This is a genomic window from Streptomyces sp. NPDC040610, assembly GCF_055594065.1.
The window spans coordinates 543,692-550,097 of sequence record NZ_JBVIXA010000006.1 but is presented as its reverse complement, the minus strand read 5'-3'; the positions used below and the strand labels follow the sequence as shown (position 1 = coordinate 550,097).

Annotated in this window: 5 protein-coding genes; 2 read left to right on the top strand and 3 right to left on the bottom strand. The window is 75.2% G+C overall.

Annotation, left to right across the window (positions count from 1 at the left end; genetic code table 11):
• Positions 1 to 131: 131 nt before the first annotated feature.
• The gene (locus ACZ6AA_RS23795) at positions 132 to 929 is read right to left on the bottom strand and encodes a hypothetical protein (protein WP_468452725.1); all 798 of its coding nucleotides are present in this window, start codon (positions 927 to 929) and stop codon (positions 132 to 134) included.
• Positions 930 to 1,521: 592 nt separating this feature from the next.
• Here ACZ6AA_RS23795 and ACZ6AA_RS23790 point away from each other — a divergent pair.
• Together ACZ6AA_RS23790 and ACZ6AA_RS23785 are read left to right on the top strand one after the other, a co-directional pair.
• Entirely contained in the window at positions 1,522 to 2,175 is a 654-nt protein-coding gene (locus ACZ6AA_RS23790) for a LysM peptidoglycan-binding domain-containing protein (protein WP_468452727.1), read from the top strand.
• Positions 2,176 to 2,479: 304 nt separating this feature from the next.
• The gene (locus tag ACZ6AA_RS23785; RefSeq protein WP_468452728.1) at positions 2,480 to 3,034 is read left to right on the top strand and encodes a transglycosylase family protein; all 555 of its coding nucleotides are present in this window, start codon (positions 2,480 to 2,482) and stop codon (positions 3,032 to 3,034) included.
• Positions 3,035 to 3,041: 7 nt separating this feature from the next.
• Here the strand turns inward: ACZ6AA_RS23785 and ACZ6AA_RS23780 are convergent, their stop codons facing one another.
• Together ACZ6AA_RS23780 and ACZ6AA_RS23775 are read right to left on the bottom strand one after the other, a co-directional pair.
• The gene (locus ACZ6AA_RS23780; RefSeq protein WP_471459804.1) at positions 3,042 to 3,725 is read right to left on the bottom strand and encodes an ATP-binding cassette domain-containing protein; all 684 of its coding nucleotides are present in this window, start codon (positions 3,723 to 3,725) and stop codon (positions 3,042 to 3,044) included.
• Positions 3,722 to 6,406, bottom strand: coding sequence for an ABC transporter permease subunit (locus ACZ6AA_RS23775; RefSeq protein WP_471459802.1), 2,685 nt, complete (start codon positions 6,404 to 6,406; stop codon positions 3,722 to 3,724). Before ACZ6AA_RS23775 ends, ACZ6AA_RS23780 begins: the two co-directional genes overlap by 4 nt.

The following is a 6,406-nucleotide window of genomic DNA, read 5'->3' as shown; positions in this document are numbered from 1 at the left end:
CCGGGGCCACCCCCTCAAAGGAGGGGGCCACCCCCCAGATGGCCCCCCCCCCCTCCCCCCCCCCCCCTCCCCCCCCCCCTCTCCCCCCCCCCCCCCCCCCCCCCCCCCCCCCCCCGCCACCCGGGTCGGGCTCACGTACCGGCCAACGGCATGCCGCACGCCACCAGTTGGCCGCGCCGCGCGGCCCGGTCCAGGGCGTCGCGCAGCAGGTCCTCGCGGGGCTGACGGCCGATGGCACCGGCGGGCGCCGCGAAGAGCAGCACCGACTGCAGCTTGTTGGCCGCGGCCCGCCAGCCCTCGGTGACCTGGAGCGGCTGGTGCGCCTGCCACCAGGCGACCTGCGGGCCGTTGCCGGTGCCGGGCTGGAGGATGGCGTGCAGCTGGCCCATGGCGAGCAGCACCGACCAGCCGTGCAGCGTCGCCGGTACGCCGTCGAGGGACGTCACCGGCATGAAGCCCTGCTCGATCAGGAGCGGCAGGAAGTCGTCGCCGCCCCCGGGCGCGGCGCCGGGGCGGGCGATCGGCCCGGTCGGCTCCACGACGAGCGCGGGCCGCAGTTCGCCTTCGATGAGGACGAGGCCGCTGGTCACGCCGAGCACGGCCTGCTCGGGGCGGCCGCCGAGGGCCGCGGCGGAGTCGGGGGCGTCGGGGGATTCGCCGGTGATCGAGCGGACGGCGCCCTGGAGCTGCTCCTCGGCCACCTCGACGATCTGGGACGGCAGGCAGACGGCGTGGGCGAAGGCGAGCACGGCGGTCTCGTCGCCGACGAACAGGACGGTGCTGGTGCGCTCGCGGTCCGAGTCGCCGGGGGTGCGACAGGAGGTGCAGTCGTAGGCGCCCGGGGCGTTCTCCCCGGCGAGCAGGCGGTCGGCTTCTTCATCGCCGATCTCGGCGCGTACCTCGTCGCTGAGGTCGAGCATGCGCGGCACGGGTGGCTCCTCGGAATCGATGCGTGGGGTGTCCGGGTGGTGCCCGGCTCATGAAGGAGACAACGGGCGATCAGTGGTGCAAGTCACGCGCGGGGGCGAACGGAATTGAACTGTCCTGAGCGGAGCGTGAGTTGATGGGCGGAATCAGTCACTCCATGTCAACGACTGCTGAGGGCATGGAAGTTGAGGCGGTGAACTGAGTCACAGATCGATTCGGGTGCGGGGTGACATGTCTTGATATCGGACTATTAAGTGGGTGTCCGAAACTCAACGATACTCCCGGTAACAGTCAACTGGCCTGGAATGACGAGGATCCGGTTGATGGCGGGGCGAGAGCGCTCCTAGATTCCACCGCCGTGTGCACTGAGCACAGCTCGGGTACGACCGCCGATCGCACCGGCCGGACTTCCGGCGCCACGGTGCGGCAGGGCGCCGCGCGGCCTCATCGACCGCCACGGATCCACACGGATCCCGGTGGCGGGACGGCGGCGCGCCGTCCGGCCGGCGGGCGGGGCTCGGCGGGACCCCGGCGTCGGATACGCGCGGGGCCCGTGGAGCCCGGGGGAGCCCGGGTCCTTGGAGAGGGAAATTCATGTCCGTTCGTCCCCAGTACATTCGCAGGACGGCAGTGCTCGGCGGGGCCGCGCTCCTCGCGCCCCTGGCACTGCTCGCCGCGAGCGGTCAGGCCGCCGCGGACAGCGGAGTGTGGGACCGGATCGCCCGCTGCGAGAGCGGCGGGAACTGGCAGACCAACACAGGCAACGGCTACTCCGGAGGGCTCCAGTTCTCCGCCGGGACCTGGCGGGCGTACGGCGGCACGGCGTACGCGCCGACGGCCGCCCAGGCGTCCAAGGCACAGCAGATAGCCGTCGCGGCGAAGGTCCAGCGCGCCCAGGGCTGGGGGGCCTGGCCGTCCTGCTCGGCGCGTGCGGGCGCCCAGGGTTCCGCCCCCGGCGGTGCCGCGCCCGCGCCCGCCGCACCGAAGCCCGCGGCGCCCAGGTCCACCGCGCCGAAGGCGGCACCGGAGCAGCCCGCTCCGACGCACCGCGCCCCCGCCCGCAGCGACCGGGGCACCGGATACCGCGCGCCCGGCGGCTCGGGCAACTACACCGTGCGGTCCGGTGACACGCTCAGCCGCATCGCGGCGGCGCACGGCACCAGCTGGCAGCGGATCTTCGCGGCCAACCAGGGGGTCATCGGCGGCGATCCGAACGTGATCGTTCCTGGACAGCGGCTCGTGGTCTGAGGCGACGCTGCTCTGTAGCTCTGTAGCTCTGTAGCTCTGTAGCTCTGTAGCTGAGCTGCTCTGATGGCTCGACAGCTCGACAGCTCGACAGCTCGACAGCTCTGACGCCGCGGCCGGGCCCGACCGGTCGCGGCGTCAGCGGCGTCGTCGGCGTCAGCGCGGTGCGGCCGTGCCCCGTCGTCCGACCGGGTGGGGCCGCGCCGACGGCGGCGCGGCGAGGGCCCGGCCATGATGATGATCTGCTTAGCGTGACCCGATGCACCAGATGCACCCGATGTCGAACACGCGTCTTCGGTCTGGGCCCGTGACTCTGCTCGCCGCGGCGGCCCTGTCGCTCCTGGCGCCGTCGGCCACCGCGTCGCCCACGCCGCCGCGGCCGGGCGCCGAGGCCACCAGGTACACCTACGTCTGCTCCCGCGCCGAGGGGCCCTGGGCCTGCCTCGCCCACTGCGAGAGCAGCGGCCGCTGGGACGCCAACACCGGGAACAACTACTACGGCGGCCTGCAGTTCTACCAGCCGACCTGGGTGGAGCACGGCGGCCTCGCCTACGCCCCGCGCGCCGACCTCGCCACCCGCGAGCAGCAGATCAAGATCGCCCAGAAGGTGCTGCGCAACCAGGGCTGGAAGGCCTGGCCGGTCTGCTCCAAGAAGGTCAAGGCGGCCAAGCTCGACGGGTACGCGCTGCTGCCGGTGCGGATCACGCACGTGGTCAAGCGCGGCGAGACGCTCAGCTCCATCGCCCGGCGCCACCACCTCAAGGGCGGCTGGAAGTCCCTCTACCAGGCCAACCGCAAGACGGTCGGCCCCTCCCCGGACCGGCTCACCCCCGGGACGGTGCTGGTCGTCCCCGACAAGTGAGGCGGCCTCACCCCGCCGAACCGGGGTGATCACCCATCGGCACCTCCGCGGCCTCCCCGGCGAACACGACCTCGCCGCGGCGCAGTTCGTACACCACCACCGCCCGGCCCGCGCGCCCGCGCAGGCCGGGCGGAAGACGTTGCTCGGCGACGACCACGCCCGCGTCCAGGTCCTTGAGCAGGTCGTACGTACGGGACGCGACGGCCGGGGACATGCCCTGGGTGGGCTCGTCGACGAGGACCACGCGCGCGGGCGACAGGAGGGTACGGGAGACGGCCAGCATGCGCTGCTCGCCGCCCGACAGGGTGCCCGCGCGGCGGGCGAGCAGGGGGCGCAGCTCCGGGTACGCGGCCAGGGCGGCGGCGAAGTCGCCGCGGGCGTCGGCCAGCTCCAGGTTCTCGCCGACGGTGAGCGAGCCGAAGACGGCCTGCCGGTCCGGCACGAAGCACAGTCCGCGGCGGGCGCGTTCGTGGGCGGGCAGCCGGGTGATGTCCGCGCCGTCCCAGACGACGGCGCCCCCGGACACCGGGACGGTCCCGGCCAGGGCGCGCAGCGCGGTCGTACGGCCGGAGCCGTTGCGGCCGAGGAGGACCGTCGGGCCGGGGGAGGGGGCGATGAGGCTCACGCCGTGCAGGGCTTCCAGGGGGCCGTAGCGCACGCGGGCCGCGCGGAGTTCCAGGGTGCGGGTCACGGCTGGCCGCCTTCGGGGGTGTGGCGCGGGTCGAGCACCTGGTCCGCGGGGCCCGAGGCGACGACGCGGCCCGCCGTCAGGACGTACACACGGTCGGCCAGGCCCGCCACCAGGTCCAGGTCGTGCTCGACCACCAGCAGGGCCGTCCCGTCCGCGGCGAGCGCCCGCAGGATCCGCGCCAGGGCGGCCACTTCGGCGGTGTCCAGGCCCGCGGCGGGCTCGTCCAGGAGCAGGACGTGCGGGTCGCCCGCGAAGGCGCGGGCCAGTTCGACGCGGCGCAGCGTGCCGGTGGGCAGCCCCTCGGCGGGCCGGTCCCGCACGGCGTCCAGCTCGAACAGCCGCAGCGCCCGGTCCGGCGCGCCCGGGTCGCGCACCCGGCCCCGCTCGGCCCCCACCCGCACGTTCTCGGCGACCGTCAGCGTCGGAAACACGGCGAGCTGCTGAAAGGTACGCGCCACCCCGATTCGTGTCCGCGCGTGCGCGGGCATCCGCGTGATGTCCCGCCCCCCGAACGTGACCCGCCCCCGATCCGGCCGCAGCGCCCCCGCCAGACAGTGGAAGAGACTGCTCTTGCCCGCCCCGTTGGGCCCGACGAGCGCGGTCACCTGGGCGGGCGGGACGGTGAGGGACACGTCGTGGAGGGCGGTGAAGCCGTCGTACGAGAGGTACAGGCCGTGGGCCTCCAGGGGGGAGGGGCGCGGGGGGCCCGGGGGGCTGGGCAGGGCGAGTGGTTTCTGTGGGGTGGGTGGTTCCGGTGGGCCGTAGGGGGCCGGTGGTCCGGGCGGACCCGGCTGCGGGAGCGGGGGTTTCGCCGGTGCTGAGGGTTTCGGCGGTGGGGCCAGGAGGGTCGTGCGGACGGTGAGGCCGAGGGGGGTGAGGCGGGGGTGGCGGGGGATGCGTCGGGCCGCCGCGCGCAGCGCCTCGTACGGGCCGCCGGGGAAGCGGCCGACGAGGACGGCGAGGACGCCGATGACGGCCGCCGCGACCCCGCCGCGCGCACCCGCGTCGAGGCCCACCAGGAGCGCCGCCGCGAGCAGCGCGCCCAGCAGGCTGTCCGCGCCGAGGACGACCACGGCCGCGAACCACAGCAGGCCCCGCACGGGGTCGAACGCGGCGGGGTCGAAGGCCCGGAACCCCATGCCGAGCATGCCGCCGCCGAGCGCGGCGAGCGCCGCGCCCGTGACGAACGCGCCGAGCTTCAGCGCCCGCACGGGCACCCCGGCCGCCGCGGCCCCCGCCTCGTGGTCCCGCATCGCCGCGAGCGCCCGCCCCGTGCGCCCCCGCCGCAGCGCCGCCACGAGCAGCAGCGCGCCCCCGAGCAGGGCGAGTTCGAGGAGGTAGTACGCGCGGTCGCCGTCGAAGCCCGCGGGGCGGCCGAGGGTGAGGCCCGACGTGGCGTACGGCTGCGCGAACACGAAGCGGCTGACGCCGACGCCGACCGCGAAGGTGGCGAGGGCGAGCGCGAGGCCGTGGCGGCTGATCGCGGGCCAGCCCGTGAGCAGGCCGAGCGGCGCGACGAGCAGCACCGCCACGGCGAGCGCGGCCAGCGTCGGCAGCTCCGGCAGACCGGGGAACCGGCCCGTCGCGAGCAGCGCGGTGAACAGGGTGCCCAGACCCGCGTACGCCGCCTGCCCGAGGGAGATCTGCCCGCCCCGGCCGGTGACCACCACCAGGGACAGCAGGATGACGCCGAGCGCGGGCACCTGCACGGACGTGGTGAGGTCCGGGCCCGCGAAGCCGAGGGGGAGGAAGAAGAGGACGACGGCCACTATCCACGCGCCGGGCGGTGTGGGGACACGGGCCGTGGCCGTCCGGGGCAGCGCGTCCCCGGTGCCGATGCCCGGCAGCACGAGCGCGGCGATCAGCAGCGCCACCACGAACAGGTTCGCGCCGACCGCCTGGAGCAGCGGCTCGCCCCAGCCCGACGGGTGCAGCCGGGTCAGCTGGCTCTGGGCCACGCCGATGCCGAGCGCCACGACGACCGCCACCGGCAGGTTCCGCATCCGGGCGGCCACGGCGACGGCCACGACCTCCATGACGAGCAGCGGCATGCCGTACGGGTCGAGACGTACATAAGGAGCGAGCAGCACGCCGGTCAGCCCCGCCGTGAACGAGCCGAACGCCCAGCCCGCCGCCGCCACCCGGTCCGCGTCGATCCCGGCGAGGACCGCGAGCCGCCGGTCGTCTACCACCGCCCGCAGCTCCCCGCCGAAGCGGGTGAAGCGCGTGACCCCCCACACGGCGAGCGCGAGGACCACGGCGGCCGCCAACTGCCCCCAGGGGTCCGCCGACACGAGCGTCGGCACGTCCGCGCGGGCGCCCTGCCCCCAGATCAGCGCCGCCCCGCCGACCAGGAGCACGAAGACGCCGATCGACGCGACCAGCGTCTGCGCCGGGTCGCCGCCGAGGACGGCGAGCGGCCGGAAGACGACGCGTTCGAGGACCAGGCCGATCGCGGGCGCCACCACGAGGAGGGTGACGGCCGCGGCGGGCCAGAGCGGCCAGTCCCACTCGACGGTGAGGTGGCGCAGCAGATACACGCACACCATCGCGATGGCACCGTGCGCGAAGTTGAGCACGCCCGTCGCGCGGTGGGTGACGATCAGGCCGATGCCGGTGAGGGCGGCGGCGCTGCCGACGGAGAGCCCGGCCAGCGTGAGGTCGTAGCTCAGGGAGGCCAC

Coding starts and splice junctions, on each gene's coding strand:
- ACZ6AA_RS23790 (WP_468452727.1), top strand. CDS start 1,522: ATGTCCGTTCGTCCCCAGTACATTCGCAGGACGGCAGTGCTCGGCGGG.